The 16,262-nt window shown below is 73.2% G+C and carries 18 protein-coding genes and 1 pseudogene; 8 read left to right on the top strand and 11 right to left on the bottom strand.

The window, feature by feature from the left end:
- Positions 1–156: 156 nt before the first annotated feature.
- On the top strand, positions 157–735 hold the full coding sequence (locus tag ACZ3X1_RS05800; RefSeq protein ID WP_362627573.1) for a TetR/AcrR family transcriptional regulator: 579 nt from the start codon (positions 157–159) through the stop codon (positions 733–735).
- On the opposite strand, the gene ACZ3X1_RS05795 is transcribed toward ACZ3X1_RS05800, so the two are convergent.
- Both ACZ3X1_RS05795 and ACZ3X1_RS05790 read right to left on the bottom strand, forming a co-directional pair.
- On the bottom strand, positions 732–1,055 hold the full coding sequence (locus ACZ3X1_RS05795; protein WP_467277016.1) for a putative quinol monooxygenase: 324 nt from the start codon (positions 1,053–1,055) through the stop codon (positions 732–734). The genes ACZ3X1_RS05800 and ACZ3X1_RS05795 overlap by 4 nt on opposite strands.
- Before the next feature lie 65 nt (positions 1,056–1,120).
- On the bottom strand, positions 1,121–1,921 hold the full coding sequence (locus ACZ3X1_RS05790) for an NAD(P)-dependent oxidoreductase (protein WP_356810363.1): 801 nt from the start codon (positions 1,919–1,921) through the stop codon (positions 1,121–1,123).
- A gap of 49 nt (positions 1,922–1,970) precedes the next feature.
- On the opposite strand from ACZ3X1_RS05790, the gene ACZ3X1_RS05785 reads away from it, so the two are divergent.
- Positions 1,971–2,879: a LysR family transcriptional regulator gene (locus ACZ3X1_RS05785; RefSeq protein ID WP_467277013.1), complete on the top strand. Its 909-nt coding sequence runs from the start codon at positions 1,971–1,973 to the stop codon at positions 2,877–2,879.
- 4 nt (positions 2,880–2,883) lie between these two features.
- Positions 2,884–3,600 carry a carbon-nitrogen hydrolase family protein gene (locus tag ACZ3X1_RS05780; protein ID WP_467277011.1) on the top strand — a complete coding sequence of 239 codons (717 nt, stop codon included), beginning with the start codon at positions 2,884–2,886 and terminating at the stop codon, positions 3,598–3,600.
- A 172-nt stretch (positions 3,601–3,772) separates the two neighbouring features.
- Here the strand turns inward: ACZ3X1_RS05780 and ACZ3X1_RS05775 are convergent, their stop codons facing one another.
- From ACZ3X1_RS05775 to ACZ3X1_RS05765, 3 genes are all read right to left on the bottom strand, one after another.
- Complete coding sequence (locus tag ACZ3X1_RS05775; protein WP_467277009.1) at positions 3,773–5,359, bottom strand: DUF2142 domain-containing protein; 1,587 nt, start codon at positions 5,357–5,359, stop codon at positions 3,773–3,775.
- 13 nt (positions 5,360–5,372) lie between these two features.
- Positions 5,373–7,064, bottom strand: a complete 1,692-nt coding sequence (locus ACZ3X1_RS05770; RefSeq protein WP_356810367.1) for a hypothetical protein — start codon at positions 7,062–7,064, stop codon at positions 5,373–5,375.
- 106 nt (positions 7,065–7,170) lie between these two features.
- Positions 7,171–7,566, bottom strand: coding sequence for a winged helix-turn-helix transcriptional regulator (locus ACZ3X1_RS05765; RefSeq protein WP_356810368.1), 396 nt, complete (start codon positions 7,564–7,566; stop codon positions 7,171–7,173).
- Between the two features lie 96 nt (positions 7,567–7,662).
- On the opposite strand from ACZ3X1_RS05765, the gene ACZ3X1_RS05760 reads away from it, so the two are divergent.
- Positions 7,663–8,550, top strand: a complete 888-nt coding sequence (locus ACZ3X1_RS05760) for an NAD(P)-dependent oxidoreductase (protein WP_467277006.1) — start codon at positions 7,663–7,665, stop codon at positions 8,548–8,550.
- A 44-nt stretch (positions 8,551–8,594) separates the two neighbouring features.
- Here the strand turns inward: ACZ3X1_RS05760 and ACZ3X1_RS05755 are convergent, their stop codons facing one another.
- From ACZ3X1_RS05755 to ACZ3X1_RS05745, 3 genes are all read right to left on the bottom strand, one after another.
- The gene (locus ACZ3X1_RS05755) at positions 8,595–9,395 is read right to left on the bottom strand and encodes an EI24 domain-containing protein (protein ID WP_467277004.1); all 801 of its coding nucleotides are present in this window, start codon (positions 9,393–9,395) and stop codon (positions 8,595–8,597) included.
- Between the two features lie 65 nt (positions 9,396–9,460).
- On the bottom strand, positions 9,461–9,883 hold the full coding sequence (locus tag ACZ3X1_RS05750) for an organic hydroperoxide resistance protein (protein WP_356810371.1): 423 nt from the start codon (positions 9,881–9,883) through the stop codon (positions 9,461–9,463).
- A gap of 65 nt (positions 9,884–9,948) precedes the next feature.
- Positions 9,949–10,971 carry an NADP-dependent oxidoreductase gene (locus ACZ3X1_RS05745; protein ID WP_467277001.1) on the bottom strand — a complete coding sequence of 341 codons (1,023 nt, stop codon included), beginning with the start codon at positions 10,969–10,971 and terminating at the stop codon, positions 9,949–9,951.
- Positions 10,972–11,067: 96 nt separating this feature from the next.
- Here ACZ3X1_RS05745 and ACZ3X1_RS05740 point away from each other — a divergent pair, with 96 nt between their 5' ends.
- Positions 11,068–11,490, top strand: coding sequence for a MarR family winged helix-turn-helix transcriptional regulator (locus ACZ3X1_RS05740; protein ID WP_356810373.1), 423 nt, complete (start codon positions 11,068–11,070; stop codon positions 11,488–11,490).
- A gap of 11 nt (positions 11,491–11,501) precedes the next feature.
- Here the strand turns inward: ACZ3X1_RS05740 and ACZ3X1_RS05735 are convergent, their stop codons facing one another.
- Positions 11,502–12,221, bottom strand: coding sequence for an SCO2400 family protein (locus ACZ3X1_RS05735; RefSeq protein WP_467276998.1), 720 nt, complete (start codon positions 12,219–12,221; stop codon positions 11,502–11,504).
- A 78-nt stretch (positions 12,222–12,299) separates the two neighbouring features.
- On the opposite strand from ACZ3X1_RS05735, the gene ACZ3X1_RS05730 reads away from it, so the two are divergent.
- Positions 12,300–12,851, top strand: a complete 552-nt coding sequence (locus ACZ3X1_RS05730; RefSeq protein WP_467276996.1) for an RNA-binding protein — start codon at positions 12,300–12,302, stop codon at positions 12,849–12,851.
- Between the two features lie 317 nt (positions 12,852–13,168).
- On the opposite strand, the gene ACZ3X1_RS05725 is transcribed toward ACZ3X1_RS05730, so the two are convergent.
- Complete coding sequence (locus ACZ3X1_RS05725) at positions 13,169–13,879, bottom strand: esterase/lipase family protein (protein WP_467276994.1); 711 nt, start codon at positions 13,877–13,879, stop codon at positions 13,169–13,171.
- 210 nt (positions 13,880–14,089) lie between these two features.
- Here ACZ3X1_RS05725 and ACZ3X1_RS05720 point away from each other — a divergent pair, with 210 nt between their 5' ends.
- Together ACZ3X1_RS05720 and ACZ3X1_RS05715 are read left to right on the top strand one after the other, a co-directional pair.
- Positions 14,090–15,127: a rod shape-determining protein gene (locus ACZ3X1_RS05720; protein WP_030037471.1), complete on the top strand. Its 1,038-nt coding sequence runs from the start codon at positions 14,090–14,092 to the stop codon at positions 15,125–15,127.
- Between the two features lie 33 nt (positions 15,128–15,160).
- Positions 15,161–15,787, top strand: a pseudogene (locus ACZ3X1_RS05715) (sensor histidine kinase); the annotation flags it as partial.
- A gap of 13 nt (positions 15,788–15,800) precedes the next feature.
- Here ACZ3X1_RS05715 and ACZ3X1_RS05710 read toward each other — a convergent pair.
- Positions 15,801–16,241 carry an Lrp/AsnC family transcriptional regulator gene (locus ACZ3X1_RS05710; RefSeq protein WP_356810378.1) on the bottom strand — a complete coding sequence of 147 codons (441 nt, stop codon included), beginning with the start codon at positions 16,239–16,241 and terminating at the stop codon, positions 15,801–15,803.
- Positions 16,242–16,262: the final 21 nt, after the last annotated feature.

The raw sequence follows: 16,262 nt of genomic DNA, 5'->3' as shown, positions 1-16,262 counted from the left end.
GCGGTGCGGTTGCGCGGTGCGGTGCGGTGCGGTGCCCCCATCGTGAACCTGTTGCCTGTTGAACGGTAGGGTTTGTTATCTCTTCGTGATGTTCGAATGCCGTACGGTCCTCCTACGGTCCTGCGGACGGGAGTGGACGGAAGGAGTGCCATGGCGATGGCCAGGGCGAGGAGCGAGGAACGCCGCGGGGAGATCGTCCGCGCGGCCGTCGAGGTGATCGCGGAGCGCGGCTACCGGGGCGCGTCCCTGGGCACGGTCGCCGAGCGCGTGGGCCTGACCCAGCAGGGACTGCTGCACTACTTCCCGACCAAGGAGGCGCTGCTCGTCGCGGTGCTGGAGGAACGCGACCGGTGGGACACGGGCGGCGGCTCGCGCGCCGCGGCGGACACCTGGCGCCTCGACCTGCTGGCCTCGCTGGTGGAGTACAACGCCATGCGCCCGGGCATCGTGCAGACCTTCTCGGCACTGCTGGGCGAGAGCGTCACCGAGGGGCATCCGGCCCGGGAGTTCTTCACCGAGCGCTACGCGCAGGTCCGCTCGGAGATGGCGGCGGTGCTGCGCGCCGAGTTCGGCGACCGCCTGCCCTCGGGGCTCACCCCGGAGCAGGCGGCCCCGCTTCTGACGGCGGTCATGGACGGACTGCAGTACCAGTGGCTGCTGGCCCCCGAGTCCGTGGACATGCCCGCCGCCTTCCGGGCCTTCCTGACCCTGCTGCGAGGGCCCGACGCCGCCTAGTCGATCCGGAGCTCGCCCATGCGGCTCCAGCCGTTCGCACCCTCGACGGTCGTGCTGACGATCTCGGGCGTACGGGTCACCATCGGCCGCATGGTCTCCAGTGCGGCGCGGAAGTGCTCCGAGGTGACGTGCGCCTCGGCGGCGCCGTCCTGGAATGCCTCGACCAGGACGTAGGTGTCCGGCTCCTCCAGGCTGCGCGACCACTCGAACCAGAGGTTCCCGGGTTCGGCGCGGGTGGCGCGGGTGAAGGGCGCGACCTTGTCGGGCCACGCGTCGACGTATTCGGGCTTGACGGGGAATTTCACCACAATGAAGATCACACAGGCATTTTATGCAGGTTGATCCGGACCGTGGGGCGAAGTCCCGGCCCGCCGACCCGGCCTGGTCAGGCGCGGAGGGCGGAGAGGTCCCGGTCGGCCAGGTCCGGACGGGACGTCAGGGCGGCGTGGACCGACTCCAGGACCGGCAGCGCCGCGTGGGCGGTGGCCAGGGCCACGTCCTTCGCGGCCAGGGAGACCGGGAAGTCCGAGGCATCGGCGTACGCACGGGCCACCGCGCCCGCCAGCGGCCCGCGGGCCAGCTGTCCGCGGACCAGCTCCTCCGGCAGGCCCAGGGCGCCGCCCAGCCTCAGCACCTCGGCCACCAGGGCCACCCCGCCGACCGCCGCGTTGATCAGCACCAGCTTCAGCGCCGCGCCGGAACCGGCCGGGCCGCACACGGTGACCCCGCCGAGGCTGTCCAGGACCCGCCGGACCGGACCGGGCAGCGGGTCACCGCCCGCCAGCACCCACAACTCCCCCGCGGCCGCCCGGTCGACGCTCCCCATCACCGGCGCGTCGGTCAGCGTCACCCCCGCCGGCAGCCGCCCGGCGAGCTCCCGTACCGCGTCCGGCCCGACCGTCGAGGTGTCGATCCAGTGGACGCCGGGCCGCAGCGCGGGCAGCACGCTCTCCGCGACGGCCCGCAGGGCCGCCGGATCGGCCAGCATGGTGATGACGAGGTCCGCGTCGCGGACGGCCCCGGCGGGCGAGGCGGCGACCGTCGCGCCGGCCCCGGCCAGCGGCCGCGCCTTCTCCGGCGTCCGGTTCCACACCGTCAGCTCGTGGCCGCGCGAGAGCAGGTGACGGGCCATCGGAGCCCCCATGCTGCCGAGCCCGAGGAATGCGATCTTCTGCGCTGTGTCCATGCCCACGACGCTAGACACGGCCCGTCCATGCGACAAGCGACTGTCTAGCATGGCCGCCATGCCCACTCCGCAGAGCTTGTACGAGGTCTTCCTGCACGTGGCCCGCCTGGGCTCCCTCACCGCCGCCGCCCGCTCCCTGGGCTACACCCAGTCCGCCGTCTCCCGGCAGATCCAGACCCTGGAGGACGAGTGGGGCGCCCCGCTCTTCGACCGCCTCCCGCGCGGTGTCCGCCTCACCGAGGCCGGCCACGTGCTGCTCCCGCACGCCGAGGCCGTCGGCGAACGCCTGCGCACCGCCCGCGCCGAGTTCGAAACGCTGCGCACCCTCGGCGCCGGGCGGCTGCGGATCGGCTCCTTCTCCACCGCCGACGCCGCGCTGCTGCCGCGGGCGCTGGCCGCCTTCCGGGCCCGCCATCCCGGCGTGGCCGTCACCCGTACCGAGGGTCCCTCCGCCAAGCACCTCGCCCTCCTCTCGGCCGGGGAGCTCGACCTCGCCGTCGTCGCCGAGAACTCCGGCCGGCCGCCCCGGGAGTGCACCGCGCACCACCTGCTGGACGAGCGGATGTACGTGGCGCTGCCGGACGGCCACCGGCTGGCCGGGCGGGCCGGCCTGCGACTGGCCGAACTGGCCGACGAGGAGTGGATCGCCGCCGGCACCCGCCCCGAGGAGACCCTCATGCACTCGGCGCTGGCGGGCGGTTTCCGCCCCCGTACGGGCTTCGTCGCCGCCGACTGGATCGCCAAGCAGGGCTTCGTCGCCGCCGGGCTCGGCGTCACGCTGGTCCCGGAACTCGCCGCCTCCGCGGTACGACCCGACCTCGCACTGGTCCCCCTGCACGCGGACGACGCCCCCCGCCGCGGGGTGTACGCGGCCACCCCGCGCGGTACCGCCCCCTCCCCCGCCGCCGCGGCCCTGCTGGCCTTGCTGAAGGAGGCCGCGGCCGGACTGGCATCCTGAGCCGGTGAAGATCGCCGCCGCACAGATGACGTGCGTCCCCGCCGATGTCCGGTCGAACGCCGCGCGGGCCGCCGCCCTCGCCGTGACGGCCCGTGAGCAGGGCGCCGCGCTGGTCGTGTTCCCCGAGTTCACGCTCACCGGCTACGAGCTGGAGGCGCTCGCCGCCGACCCCGGCCTCTGGACGGCCGCCGACGACCCCCGGCTGGACCCGGTGCGCGCCGCCGGTATCGCCACCGCGGTCAACGTGGCCCTGCCCGGTGAGGGCCCGCGGCCCGCCATCGCGACGCTGGTCCACGACGCGGACGGAGCGCACGTGACGACGTACCGCAAGCAGCACCTGTTCCGCCGCGAGCAGGACGTCTTCGAGGCCGGCACGGAGGACGGGAGCTTCGAACTCCTCGGCGTCCGCTTCTCGCTGGGCGTCTGCTACGACAACCACTTCCCCGGAGTGCCGGGCCGCGGCGCGGCCGACGGCTGCCGGGTCCACCTGGCGAGCTCCCTCTACGGCACCGGCGACGGGATCCACGAGCGCGCCACCGTGTACCCGGGGATCGCCGAGCGGCACGGCCTGTACGTCGTCCTCGCCAACCACGTCGGCCGGGCGGGCCCGTGGACCGGCTGTGGCGGCGCGGCCGTATGGGCGCCGGACGGGGCGCTGCTCGCCGAGGCGGACGACCGCACCCCGTCGGTGGTGACGGCCGAGATCGGCCCCGCCGAATGACGGGGCCGACCGGCCGCGGTGCACCCGGCCGCTACGGCCGTGCGGCGCAGGGCCGCCTCGGCCGCAGTGCACCGAGCCGCTTCGACCTCGGTGCGCCGGGCCGGTTCGGCCGTGCGGCGTCGCGTCAGGCCGTTACGGCCGTGCGGCGTCAGGCCGCTTCGGCCGTGCGGCGTCAGGCGGGCTCGTGGACCCGCGGGTGGCGGTCCGGACGCGGGGCGGCGCGGTCCGGGTGCCGCGCGGCGGCGTTCTCGCGGTCGGGGAGCAGGGCGGGCAGCACGACGGCGACGGCGGCCACCGCGTACACGCAGGTCCACAGGGCCCAGCCGCCGGGCGGCGCCCAGTGCGCCGAGGTCGCCACCCACGAGCCCTTGGTGCCGACGGCGAACCGCCGCAGCGTCCAGTAGAAGGCCGCCACGTCGGCCAGGGCGAGGCCGGCGACGGAGAACCCGACCAGCCGCCGCCAGGGGAAGCCGTGTCCGGGGGCGCGCGTGGCGCAGACCAGCACGGCCATCAGCGGCAGGCCGACGGCGAAGGGCAGCAGGTAGCGGCCCTGCCACACCATGCCGATCCGCTCCGCCTGGGAGGCCTGCGCGACCACCGGCACCATCACGACGGCCGCGAGCATGCCGAGGACCGCCACCACGTCGCGCGTGCGGCCGTGGACGAGAGCCAGCACGACGACGGTCGCGAGGACCCCCATCCACACCAGGTACATGAGGGCGGGGGCGGGGGTGTCCAGCCAGCCGAAGAATCCGAGCATCTGCTTGATGTAGACCTCGGTGTTGCCGAGGGTCTTCTTCGCGGCCACGCCCGTGGTCAGCGAGTCGGGGATGTCGATCTTCGAGTTGTCGGGGTGCCCCGCCGCCCACAGCAGCGCACCGGCCGTCGCCAGGCCCAGCAGGCCCGTCCAGAGCCACAGCGCCTTGCGCCGCAGCACCTGTCCCAGCACTCCGCGCCGCAGCGTCAGCAGCAGGCAGAAGACGACCGCCCCACCGAACCAGATGAGGCCGAGCGGCCGGATGTTGATCAGCACCAGGCCGCCGACGCCCAGCCTGGCCAGCCGGCGGTTCAGCAGCACCGGGTCGGGTGACAGGACGATCGACAGCAGGGCCGTCCATACCAGGATCCCGGCGGCGATCTCGCCGCCGCTGGGGTTGACCATGCCGGCCATGTAGAGCGTCATCGGCGTGGCCGCGGCGAACACGCCGAGCATCGCCAGCGACCGGCGCCGCCATTCGGCGGCCGTGACCACGGCGCTCGCCAGCAGCGCCGAGCAGAGGAGCGCCGACATGAAGCGCATGAGGTACAGCCCCTTGGGGCCGTCGACCAGCAGGCTCGGCCAGCCGGTCACCAGGTAGTAGCCCGGGTGGTAGCGGCCGGCGGCCGTGGTGGCCTGCATGATCTTCTCGGAGTTCCCGAGCGACGGCGCGCAGGACGCAGGCTGCGCCTCCCGCCACGAGTAGCACTCGTGCACGGCGGGCAGGTTCCGGTACCACTCCGGGAGCTGCACCCCGGTCTCGGCGAAGTGGCCCTCGATGCCCGCGACCGTGTGCGGGACCATCACCTCGGTCCCGCCGATCTGGCCCCTGGCGACGGCGGCGCCGCGGATGAAGTGCGCGTGCTCGTCGGGAGAGCTGCCCAGCGGACTGGCGGCCGCCCACGCGCCCGTGAGCGTGAAGAACAGCGCGAACGAGATCAGCCAGAGCCGCTTGGGTGTCCTGGCCGACCAGTCGGCCAGCCGCGTCAGTGCGGAAGTCATCGGTCCCCCGGGGTCATCGGATGAAGCTGAGCCAGCTCTGGTCGCCGTCCTTGGAGCACGTGCCGCCGGGCGCGTACTTCGGGCAGCTGCCGTCCTGCTCCGTGATGGTGTGCGACACCCACGGCAGGATCCGGTACGTGTTCTCCTTGGCCGGCATGTAGCGGTCGGCCATCGAGGAGGAGACGGTGCCGAGGAGCAGCAGCAGGGCGCACATGGCCCCGATCACCGCGCCTTCGCGGCCCGGGAAACCGGTGCCCCCCGCGTCCGCGGTGGCCGCCGTGGGTTCGGCGTCCGCCGAGGACTGCGCGCGGCGCGCGGCCATCCGCTGCGAGACCAGGTGGACGACGAGCGCGCACAGCAGCAGCCCGCAGTAGAGCAGCTGGTTGTTCGTGCGGGTGTAGAGCTGGACGGTCTGCGTCTCGTACATGTGCGAGGCGATGTACATGCGCATCACCCACGCGCTGATGAACATGGCGGCGATGGTGACCACCATCGGCTTGCGCATGCCCAGCCAGATCGCGGCGCCGAGGCCGACGAAGGTGACCAGGGCGAACAGCCCGACCCCGCCGTACTCGCCGGGCAGCGGCCACTCGCCGACCTTGCCGGGCATGTCCGTGCGCCACATGAGGTAGTACGCCGGGTCGGTGAAGTTGTCGAACCGGAAGTTGTAGTCCTTGGTGGTCTGCCCCTCGGTCAGCATGACCATGAGGTAGCGCCCGGCGACCACCAGGAACGCCGCGAGGGAGGCTCCGAGGAAGGCCGCGCCCTTGATCCGGCCGAGCCGGCCGTCCCGCCACGGGAAGTACAGCAGTGCGGCGAACAGCACACCCGCCGCGCTCCACAGGAACCAGCCCGAGTAGGTGAGGAAGAGCACGCCGAGCAGCGCGCCGAATCCCGCGCCCTTGAGCAGCAGGGGGCGCCAGCCCTGCGTGCCGCTGCGGCTCAGCGACACCACCATCGCCACCAGGACGGGCACCAGCACGACGAGGACGGTCTGGCTGTACGGCTTGTACGCGTCGATCAGCGCGAAGGCGGGGGCGACGCCGAAGGCGAGGGCCCGGACGGGACCGAGCAGCATGCGCCAGGAGAGGTAGACCAGCGGTCCGAACGCGGCGGCACCGAGGATCTGGAGGTCCTTGAAGGCGTACGCGGTGTTGCCGCCGCGGAACCACTCGGCGTAGTGGCCGAGGGTGTGCAGGGGGGCCGGCGGGTAGACCGGCGAGCCCGAGGGGCGGCCGTTGGCCACGGCGTGGGCCCATTCGACGATGCGGCCGCTGTCGCCGTTGAGGCCGAACATCGGCCAGGGCGTCCCGTGGAGGGCGACGACCGCGCCGGCGGCGACGAAGCCGCTGGCCAGGCCTGCGAGGGCGGCGGAGGCGAACCGGGTGGCCAGGTCGAAGTGCCGGCCCCCGCGCAGTCGTACGGCCAGCGCCACCGCGCCGATGAAGACCAGGCCGATGAGCGCGAACCGCAGCTGGATCGCGGCGAGGCCGCTGACCTGCGCGATCCGGTCGAGGGGGTTGAAGTTGAAGCCGCGCGCCAGCAGCGGGAGCACGAGCGCCGCGGCGAAGGCGACGGCGGCTTCGAGGAGCAGGAGCGTGCCGCGTGAGCCGAGCCCGCGCCGGGCGGCCGGTATCGGGCGGGCGGGCGCGGCCGGTCCGCCCGGGGGCAGCACGGTCGCCGTGCCCTCGGTACTGACTGTCACTGCTGTGTCCCTACTGCTGGTCGGTCCTCGGCCCGGTGGCCGGTCCTGGCTCGGCAAGCCGCTGCGCGACACCGGCCCCCCGCCGAAGCTCCGGGCCAGGGCGAACTCAAGGGCAGTGAGAGACAGCCTTGGCACTTGCTGGGATGCATCCTACGGGCCCGGCCCCTTGGGCCGAATCCGGGAGGAGGTGCTTGGTGCCCCACTCCCCCAGCGGTTCCAGGGCGGCGTTCAGGTCCTGGCCCAGCGGGGTCAGGGAGTACTCGACGCGCGGCGGGACCTCGTCGTAGACCTCGCGGTGCACGATGCCGTCGGTCTCCAGCTCGCGCAGCTGGGCGGCGAGCACCTTCTCGGAGACGCCGGGGACGAGCCGGCGCAGTTCACCGAAGCGGCGCGGGCGCTGCTCCAACTCCCACAGGAGCGACACCTTCCATTTGCCGTCGATCACGGACATCGCCGCGGCGATCCCGCAGTGATCCGCACCGGGCCTTCGTGCCACCGCCATCGCGCACCCTCCCGACCTGCTCGCTCACCTTGGGGTAACCACCCACTCCGAAGTGCGTACTTGAGCGCCCCACTGCCTGCCACCAGGCTAAACGCCATGACCGACACCACACCGCAGAAATCGCTCACCCTGCTCGGACTCGGCGACATGGGCACCGCCCTCGCCCGTACCTGGCTCGCGGCCGGGCACTCCCTGACCGTATGGAACCGCACCCCCGCCAAGGCCGGGCCGCTCGCCGCCGAGGGCGCCGTCGTCGCCGCGAGCGCCGCGGCCGCGGTCGCGGCGAACGCCCTGGTCGTGACCTGCCTGCTGGACGACGCCAGCGTCCGCTCCACCCTGGAGGGCGTCGACCTGACCGGCAAGGACCTCGTCGACCTCACCACCGGCACCCCCGCCGAGGCCCGCGCCCGGGCCGCCTGGGCCGAGGCCCGGGGCGCCCGGTACACCGACGGCGGGATCATGGCCACCCCCACGATGATCGGCGTCCCGGAGGCCGGCGGGTACGTCTTCTACAGCGGCTCGCGCGCCCTGTTCGACACCCACCGCGCGACGCTGGAGGTCCCTGCCGGGGCCCGCTTCGTCGGGGAGGACCCCGGGCACGCCGCCCTGCACGACGTGGCGCTGCTCAGCGCGATGTACGGGCTGTTCGCCGGCATCTCGCACGCCTACGCGCTGACCGAGGGCGAGGACATCGCCCCGAAGGACCTGGCTCCGCTGCTGTCCGAGTGGCTGGGCGCGATGGGCTTCTTCGTCGGCAACGCCGCCGATCGGCTCACGTCGCGGGACTTCACCACCGGGGTGGTGTCCAACCTCGCCATGCAGGTCGCGGCCAGCGGCACCCTGCTCCGCACGGCGCAGGAGCAGGGGGTCAGTGCCGAGCTGATCTCCCCGTACCTGGACCTGATGCGCCGCCGGCTGACGGCGGACCCGGCGGTCCACGGCGGGGAGGACACGGCGGGGGCCATCCTGCTGCTGAAGCCGTAGCCGATCCGGGCCTGCGACCGGACCGGCGGCCGGCGGCCGGCGGTCTACGAGAAGGCCGGCGGCGGCGGTCCGAAGTCCGCGGGGGTGGCCTCGGAGGCCGGTGACTCGTCGGTGCGCATCAGGTCGCGCGCCATCAGGGTGGCTCCCGCCACCGCGCCCGGCATCAGGAACACCGCGACGAGCGGGACCAGGAACGCCAGCACCAGCGGCACTCCGAAGCCCAGCACCAGCAGCCGCCGGGACCGCAGCAGCACCAGCCGCTCGGGCAGCTCCACCTTGCGGCGCTGGAGGGCGACGGAGGTGAGCTCCTGGGTCAGGAAGTAGCCGGAGACGCAGAACCCGAGCGCCGGGACGACGGTCTGGCCGATCACCGGAACGAAGCCGAGGACGAAGAGCCCGATGCCGTACAGCACCACCCGCCCGAGCACCTTCACGCTGTCCCGGGCCGAGATCCACAGCTCCCGCCAGAGCGGGAGGCCGGACCGCGGGACCTCGCCGCCCTCGCTGCGGTCGACCTGCTCCGAGAGGGACTCGTAGAAGGGCTGGCCGATCAGCAGGGTGACGGCGGTGAAAGTGATCACGGAGAGGAAGAGCCCGAGGCCGAAGAAGAGGGCGGTGAGGAAGCCGCGGAAGAGGCCGCGCCAGGGGGCGGACCAGTCGTCGGCGAAGGGGGTCGACCAGGCGGTCAGGTCGTCGGCGCCGTAGCCGAGCCCGATGAGGGCGCCGGCGTAGAGGGCGAGCGAGACCAGGCCGGGCAGCAGCCCGAAGCCCAGCCATCGCCCGTGTCCCAACACCCATCGCTGTCCGGCCAGCAGATACCGGAAGCCCCCCGCAAGATCGCGCATGGCGCCAGTGTACGGCGAAGGCCGCACCCCGTTCGGGGTGCGGCCTCCGCCGTGCGGCTGCCGGATCAGACGGCGAGCTCGACGGTGATGTTGCCGCGGGTGGCCTTGGAGTACGGGCAGACCTCGTGGGCCTTCTCGATGAGCTCCTTGGCGGTGGCGGCGTCCACGTTCGGGATCACGGCGGAGATCTTGACGATCAGGCCGAAGCCCTCGTCGTTCTTGCCGATGCCGACCTCGGCGGTGATCGTGGAGCCGGAGATGTCGGCGTTCACGTTCTTGGCGACGACGCCCAGAGCACCCTGGAAGCAGGCGCTGTAGCCGGCGGCGAAGAGCTGCTCCGGGTTGGTGCCGGCGCCGCTGCCACCGAGCTCCTTGGGCGGGTTCACGACGACGTCGAGCTGGCCGTCGTTGGTGGCGACGCGGCCGTCGCGGCCGTTCTCGGCGGTGGCCACGGCGGTGTACGCGACGTCGGACTGCTGGATGGACATGAAGAATGTTCCTCCTGGTAATCGCCGCGACTCGCGCCCACGGTCACGACGGTCGTGGGGTGAGCCTAACCGGTGAAGGAAACGATCATCTTTCCGGTGTTCTCCCCGCGGAGCATGCCGAGGAAGGCGGAGGTGGCGTTCTCGACGCCCTCGACGACCGTCTCGTCGTAGCGCAGCTCACCGGAGCGCAGCCATCCGGCGACGTCCTGGACGAACTGCTGCTGGAGCCCGGCGTGGTCGCTGACCAGGATGCCCTGCAGACGCAGCCGCTTGCCGATGACCTGCATGAGGTTGCGCGGGCCGGGGGCGACCTCGGTGTCGTTGTAGTGGGCGATCGCACCGCAGAGGGTGGCGCGGCCACCCACGTTCATGGAGGAGATGGCCGCCTCCAGGTGGTCGCCGCCGACGTTGTCGAAGTAGACGTCGACGCCCTCGGGGGCGGCCGCGCGCAGCTGCTCTGCGACGGGGCCGTTCTTGTAGTTGAAGGCGGCGTCGAAGCCGTACTTCTCCGTGAGGAGCGTCACCTTCTCGTCCGAGCCGGCCGAGCCGATCACCCGGGACGCGCCCTTGATCTTCGCGAACTGGCCGACGAGGCCGCCGACCGCACCCGCGGCGCCGGAGACGAAGACGGAGTCGCCCTCCTTGAAGGAGGCGACCTCGAAGAGGCCGGCGTAGGCGGTCAGGCCCGGCATGCCGAGGACGCCGAGGTAGGCGGAGAGCGGGGCGAGGGAGGCGTCGACCTTGGTGGCGTGCTTCGCGTCGAGCTCCGCGTACTCGCGCCAGCCCAGGCCGTGCAGGACGTGGTCGCCGGCGGAGAAGCCCTCGGCGTTGGAGGCGACGACCTCGCCGACCGCGCCGCCGTCCATGGGCCGGTCGAGCTGGAAGGGCGGGATGTAGGACTTCACGTCGTTCATCCGGCCGCGCATGTACGGGTCGACGGACATGTGCAGGTTGCGCACGAGGATCCGGCCGGCGGCGGGTTCGGCGGACACGGGCACCTCGCGCAGGGCGAAGTCCTCGGCGACGGGCCACCCCTGCGGGCGACGGACGAGGTGCCACTCGCGGCTCACGGCGGGAATCTCAGGCATTGCGGCGCTCCTGGTAAGAACCAAATTGCTTCACTAGGTGAAACAACCATGCGCCTGGATATTTCATGTTGTCAAGTAAATGGTTACTCTGGATCCATGCCCAGTCGTCGTGTAGACCCAGTGACCGTCGAGGTCGTCGAACTCATCGGTGACGTCGTGACCCGGTACCACATGGAGTACGAGCACGCGGCGGCCAGCCATCAGCTGACCGGTGCCCAGGCCAAGGTGCTGAACCTGCTCGCGATGGAGCCGACGCCCATGCGGCGCATCGCACAGAAGCTGCGGTGCGAGCCGTCCAACGTGACGGGCATCATCGACCGCTTGGAGGGCCGGGGCCTGGTGGAGCGCCGCCCGGACCCCGCCGACCGGCGGGTCAAGCTCGCCGCCCCCACCGAGGAGGGCCTGCGGACGGCGGAGCGGCTGCGCGAGTCGCTGGACTTCGCGCGCGAGCCCCTGGCCGGGCTGTCCCCGGCGGAGCGGGCCGTGCTGCGCGACCTGCTCAAGCGGATGCTGGCCTGACCGGCCGGCCCCTAGAACCAGCAGAACAGCCAGCAGTCCTTCGTCGGCGTGGGCGTGGGGGCGGGGCTCTGGGACTGGGTCGGTGTCGGCTTCTGGCTGCCGCCGGTGCCGCCCGGCGAGGGTGAGCCGGAACCGCCGCCCTGTACGGAGGGCTTCGGGCCCGGGCTGCGGGAGGCCCTCCCGGACGCCGAGGGGCCCGGGTCGGACACGGCCTCCGTCGCCTCCGGCTGCCCGGCGCTGCCGGAGGGGGCCCCGGTCCCCGACTTCTTCGTGGTCGAGCCGCCGGCCTTCGCGGTGGCCTTGCCGGAGCCCGTGGGCGCACCGGCCGTCGGCATGTCCGGCAGCGGGGCGGGCTGCTGGGGGCCGTCGTCGGTCAGCACCACCGTCGAGGCCCGGTCGGTGCGCTCCCCGTCGGCCGCCATGCCCGCCACCATCACGGAGCCCGCGGCCGCGAGCAGCACGCCCAGCGAGAGGGTCACCACGGTCCGGCGACGGCGCCGGTTCGCGGCCCGCCGCCGGGCGCCGGCCCTGCGCTCGTTCGGGGTGGAGAGCACCACGAGCGAGTCCGCGAACACATCGGCCAGCGCGGCCGGCGGGTCCGCGGCGGGCCCCTCCACGACGGGCGGCCCGGCGGCGGGCGCGGCAGGTATCAGGTACTCGGCAGGCGTTCCGCATCCGGCGCACGCCAGCGCGCCGTTGAGGTGCCTCCGGCAGGCGTGGCAATAGTTCATGGCGCCCGCAGGCTACGCCGTGTGCGGCAACATCCGGATCCCGAGAACGTAAGGATCCTGTGTGGAATCGTTCCCTCCATGACATTTTTCGGGCCGGCCGGGTTCCAGTTGGTGCTGTTGCGGCGGATGGCCGACTTCCAGCCCGACCTCGCCGACGAGGCCCGCCGCCGGCTGGGCGCCTCGCTCGCGGACCAGCGGGAGGCGAACAAGCGCTGGCAGGCGATGGTGCGCTCGCCGCGCGCCCGCGGGGCGCTGGCCCGGTACCGCTCGGTGCTCGGGGCACCGGAGTCGGCCGAGCACCGCACGATCGGCGACCTGGAGTGCGAGGCCCTGCTGTGGCCGCTGCCGCTCTGGCCGGACCTGCGGTTCGAGGTTCTGGCGGCTCCGGACGGGGCGGTGTGGAACGAGTGGCTCGTACGGGCCCCGGGTGCGCGGGGGCCCGTACTGGAGTCGCCGGGCGACCTGCTGCCCTGGTCGGCGACGGTGGACGAGGTGGCACGGGCCTTCGCGCCGGTCCGGCCGATGGAGGGCACCGCGCCGACGCGCTGGCGCCTCGCCTTCACCGCGCAGGGCCGGCCCTGCGTGGCCGAGTTCACCTACGGCCTGCTCCAGCGCGTGGACACCCCTTAAGTCGTGTCGTCATGGTCCCGCCTGGCCGCGGGGCCTGGCACGCATGCCCTTCGGGCGGCCGAGGCTGCTTTGCGGACACTTCCCGGCGGTGGGCTTTTCGGGCGCTGTGCGCGATCCGCCGGAGCGGCGACAGCGCGTACCCGGCCGTCACGTACCCGCGCCGACCGACAGGGACCCGGGCGCGGCGAGGACCAGCGGCGCGGAGGACCCCGGCGGGGCGTGGGGCCGCGCCCGCCCGGGGACCGGGCAGCCGGCGGGCGCCGGTACGACCGGACCTTCCGGTCCCAGTTCGAGGACGGGGCCGTTCGGATGCGCGCCTACGAGGTGAGGAAGGCGCGCACCGCGGCCGAGGTGCCGTCGTCGCCGAGCAGGTCGTTGTGCGCCAGGCAGCCGACCGGCGTGTTGCTGGCGCCCAGGAGCGGGACGCTGTCGTCGGGGTTGATCACCTCGTCGCAGTTCGACCAGAAGGTCGCGTACCTCACCGTGCCCGGGGTCGGGTCCCCGCCGCCCAGGTTCTTCACGACGTACGAGCCGGGGGTCATGTCCCGGCACGCCTGGTCCCACAGGGCGCAGGCCCAGGCGGTGGAGGTGCCGCGGTTGGGCCCGGCCAGCGAGACCCAGTGGCCGACGGCGGCCGCGCCCCCGCCGAACTTGACGTACCAGCGGCTGACCAGCGAGCCGAAGGAGTGCGCCACGAGGTCGACCTTGGCGGCGCCGGTCTCCCGGCGGACCTGCTCGACGTAGGCGGCGAGCCGGCCGGCGAGGACCTCGTTGACGGACTGGTGGGTGTCGTAGCCGAAGGAGAAGAGCTCCGCGTCGGTGTACCCGTCGGCGCGCAGGTCGGCACGGAGGGACCCCCAGACGCCCGGGCCGGCGTTGTACCCGTGCACGAAGACCACCGGGCTGCGCGGTGATGCCCGGTCAGGAGCGGGGGCCGGTCCCCGGCCGGCGGCATGGGCCGCGGCGGGTGCCACGAGCGCCAGGCAGAGCGCCAGGAGCACGATCGGTCCCTGTCGGGCCGTCAGCATCGGTTCCCCCTTACCTTGTTACGCGCGAGTAGCGCGTGCAGTGCGGGCATGCTGCTGCCTGTCGGTACAGAAATCCACCCCCATGCAGCCGCGACGCACCCCCGGCCGGAGCATTCCAACGGGCGAATAGTCCGAAATACCCGGGATGATATGAAAGTGACCGGCACTTCCGCCGGTCCTCTTGCGTCAGCGCTCTCGGGAGGTTCTGCCGTGACCGTCAGTCTTGAGCAGTTGCGCCGCTGCCACGTCGCCGTCGACCTGGGGGCCGCCAGGACCCGCGTGTACGTCAAGGGCGCCGGCCTCGTGGTCGACGAACCCAGCGTCGCCGCGGTGAACACGCGCACCGGCGCACTCATCGCCGTCGGAACCTTCGCCGAGCGGATGACCGGCCGCACGCCCGACTACATCAGGGTCGTGCGCCCCGTCTCCGGCGGCACCGTCGTCGACATCGAGATGGCCCAGCGGATGCTGCGCCACCTCCTCGGCGAGAAGCTGCGGCGCGCCCTGCGGCGCAAGCCGCGGCTGCGAGCCGCCGCCTGCACCCCGCACGACGCGGACCCCCTCGCCCAGCGGGCGGCCGTGGAGACCCTGGTCGGACTCGGCGCACGGCGTGTCGAACTGGTCGACACCCTGATCGCGGCGGCCGTCGGCTGCGGACTGCCCGTGGAGCAGCCGACCGCGACGATGATCATGGTGTGCGGGGCCGCGGCCACCCAGGTCGCCGTCCTCTCCCTCGGTTCGATCGTCACCGCCCAGCGGATCCCCGTCGGCGGCGAGGCCATCGACCACGCCGTCGTCCAGCACCTGCGCCACGCGCACGAGCTGATGCTGCCCAGCCAGGCCGTCCGACCGCTCCAACTGGCCCTGCACGGCAACGGCCTCACCTCCGGGGGGCCGGCCTCCACCCTCATCCACGGCCGTGACGTCGCCACCGGACTGGCGCGTTCCGTCCACGTGGACACCGCTGCCGTGCGGGACGCCATCCACACGCCGCTGACCGCCGTCCTCGACGGGATCGGCAAGGTGCTGCGGGACTGCCCGCCCGACCTGGTGGCCGACCTGACGGACCGGGGAATCATGATGGTGGGCGGCAGCGCCCTGCTGCCGGGCCTGGACCAGATGCTGCGGGACGCCACCGGAATGCCCGTCGCCATCGCCGAACGGCCCGACGTGTGCGCCGTCATGGGTCTCGGCGCGATGCTCGAAGGGAAGATCGCCCCCATGGTCCTCAACCCGCTGGCCGGATGACGGACGAAGGGCACGGGAGGCCCGCCGACCGGTCCGACGAGTGCCGTCGACCGGCTGCTCGCCTCGCAGTTCGCCTCCCAGGCCGCGCCGGCCCTCGTACTGGCGGACGCCCAGCACGACCGGGAGCAGCTCGCCGTGTACGAGGACCGCGACCGGATCGCGCGGGACCTGCACGACCTGGTCGTCCAGCGGCTGTTCGCCACCGAGATGATGCTGGAGAGCACGCGCAGGCGCGCCGAGAACGCGCCCCACGGGGACACGGTCGGCGACGAACTCACCCGCGCCGTCGACGAGCTGGACTCCACGATCCAAGAGGTCCGCACGGCCGTCTTCGCCCTCCAGCAGCCGCCGACCGACGCCCCGACCACCTGCCGGGGACGGGTCCTGCGCGAGACGGGCGGCGCGGCGTTCCTGCTCGGCTTCCAGCCGTCGGTGCACTTCGCGGGAGCGGTGGACGCCCTGCTCCCGGCGGCCGTGGCGGGCGACCTGCTCACGGCCCTGCGCGGCGCCCTGGCCGCGGCGCACCGGCGCAGCGGGGTCACCGCCATCGAGGTGCTGGTCGACGCGTCCCCGGCCCGGGTCCGCCTGACGGTGACGGACGACGGCCGCACGCAATCGGGGACGCGGGGCACGACGGTGACGTGGGAGTCGGCGCTCTGACGCGGGCCCCGCGTCAGGGCCGGCCCGGGCGGTTGGCCGCGCGCAGGGCGATCCGGGTGTTGGACTGGGCCACCCCCGCCTCCCGCTTCAGGCGGCGCAGCAGACCGTCGAGGGCGGCGGGATCGGCCGCCCGGGCGCGTACGAGGTAGTCGTGCGCGCCGGTCACGTGGACGACCTCGGTGATCCCGGGGAGCTTGGCGACCTGGCGCTCGAACTCCTCGTTGGTGGTGTCCTGGCGCAGGGTGACGTCGATGAAGACGACGAGGCCGCCGGCGGTGTCGGCGGCCGGATCCACCACGACGGTGAACGCGCGGATCACCCCCTCCCGGCGCATCCGCCGCACCCGGTCGGCGGTGGCGTTGGCGCTGAGGCCGACGCGGGCTCCGAGGTCGCGGTACGAGATCCGCGCATCCTGCTGCAGAATGCCGAGGATTTCCCTGTCGAGGCGGTCCATGCCGCGATTCTCGCAGTCCGA

This window comes from Streptomyces sp. NPDC023541 (genome assembly GCF_055559995.1).
This window is presented reverse-complemented; position numbering and strand designations above follow the sequence as displayed.

What these genes read in the sequence shown, in the direction of transcription:
- ACZ3X1_RS05785 (WP_467277013.1), top strand. Translation starts at nt 1,971, where the DNA reads ATGGCCGCCATGCCCACTCCGCAGAGCTTGTACGAGGTCTTCCTGCAC.
- ACZ3X1_RS05775 (WP_467277009.1), bottom strand. Translation starts at nt 5,359, where the DNA reads ATGACTTCCGCACTGACGCGGCTGGCCGACTGGTCGGCCAGGACACCC.
- ACZ3X1_RS05750 (WP_356810371.1), bottom strand. Translation starts at nt 9,883, where the DNA reads ATGTCCATCCAGCAGTCCGACGTCGCGTACACCGCCGTGGCCACCGCC.
- ACZ3X1_RS05725 (WP_467276994.1), bottom strand. Translation starts at nt 13,879, where the DNA reads ATGCTGACGGCCCGACAGGGACCGATCGTGCTCCTGGCGCTCTGCCTG.
- ACZ3X1_RS05765 (WP_356810368.1), bottom strand. Translation starts at nt 7,566, where the DNA reads ATGGCGGTGGCACGAAGGCCCGGTGCGGATCACTGCGGGATCGCCGCG.
- ACZ3X1_RS05735 (WP_467276998.1), bottom strand. Translation starts at nt 12,221, where the DNA reads ATGAACTATTGCCACGCCTGCCGGAGGCACCTCAACGGCGCGCTGGCG.
- ACZ3X1_RS05790 (WP_356810363.1), bottom strand. Translation starts at nt 1,921, where the DNA reads ATGGACACAGCGCAGAAGATCGCATTCCTCGGGCTCGGCAGCATGGGG.
- ACZ3X1_RS05800 (WP_362627573.1), top strand. Translation starts at nt 157, where the DNA reads ATGGCCAGGGCGAGGAGCGAGGAACGCCGCGGGGAGATCGTCCGCGCG.
- ACZ3X1_RS05755 (WP_467277004.1), bottom strand. Translation starts at nt 9,395, where the DNA reads ATGCGCGATCTTGCGGGGGGCTTCCGGTATCTGCTGGCCGGACAGCGA.
- ACZ3X1_RS05760 (WP_467277006.1), top strand. Translation starts at nt 7,663, where the DNA reads ATGACCGACACCACACCGCAGAAATCGCTCACCCTGCTCGGACTCGGC.
- ACZ3X1_RS05730 (WP_467276996.1), top strand. Translation starts at nt 12,300, where the DNA reads ATGACATTTTTCGGGCCGGCCGGGTTCCAGTTGGTGCTGTTGCGGCGG.
- ACZ3X1_RS05710 (WP_356810378.1), bottom strand. Translation starts at nt 16,241, where the DNA reads ATGGACCGCCTCGACAGGGAAATCCTCGGCATTCTGCAGCAGGATGCG.
- ACZ3X1_RS05745 (WP_467277001.1), bottom strand. Translation starts at nt 10,971, where the DNA reads ATGCCTGAGATTCCCGCCGTGAGCCGCGAGTGGCACCTCGTCCGTCGC.
- ACZ3X1_RS05740 (WP_356810373.1), top strand. Translation starts at nt 11,068, where the DNA reads ATGCCCAGTCGTCGTGTAGACCCAGTGACCGTCGAGGTCGTCGAACTC.